Source organism: Herbaspirillum lusitanum P6-12, assembly GCF_000256565.1.
Classification (GTDB): Bacteria; Pseudomonadota; Gammaproteobacteria; order Burkholderiales; family Burkholderiaceae_D; genus Herbaspirillum; species Herbaspirillum lusitanum.
Genome location: NZ_AJHH01000278.1, coordinates 1 through 531, shown reverse-complemented (window position 1 = coordinate 531; position 531 = coordinate 1). Strand labels below are relative to the sequence as shown.

Annotated in this window: 1 protein-coding gene; it reads right to left on the bottom strand. The window is 48.4% G+C overall.

All coding sequences use genetic code 11. The annotated features are described in order from the left end of the window. Positions 1-243 (bottom strand): hypothetical protein (locus HLUSI_RS34010; protein ID WP_238533950.1); only part of this gene is annotated, 243 nt, incomplete at its 3' end. Positions 244-531 lie beyond the last annotated feature (288 nt).

The following is a 531-nucleotide window of genomic DNA, read 5'->3' as shown; positions in this document are numbered from 1 at the left end:
CAGACCGCCGCAACTTGCACCACCAGCCATGCGTCCGCCTATCGGACCGCTATACATAGGTTCCTCAATAGAAAAAGAATGGATGTAGCCCGTGCCGTGCGTGACGCAGGAGATCGATACGTATTCTTCTGGTATATACGGTGCATACCGCTTTTCTTCCTGTTCCGCCCGTGTCGCCGGCGCAGTCGTATTGCAGGCGCTCAACGCAGCCATACTCAATAACATCAATATTTTTTTCATCATAAAATTGTTTCCTTGTTCAATTGAAAACACATCGAGAGAGCCATGTAAGCTCGCAGAAATGAATATTTGTCAGGCATCGTCAGCGGTGCTGTGAAGGTAAGTCCGCTCGAAGTCATTGCTCCTCCTGGGGAGGGACAATGGAATTTTCTGAAATGGGATGTTTTGGACTTTCTGGATAAGGAAGTGCCGACACTACCCGTACCTGATCACCCGGGAAGAAGTGCACATAGATATTTCCAGCTTCTCCGTACCGCATGATATTGGTCGTTTTTTCCACCTTTTTCCACC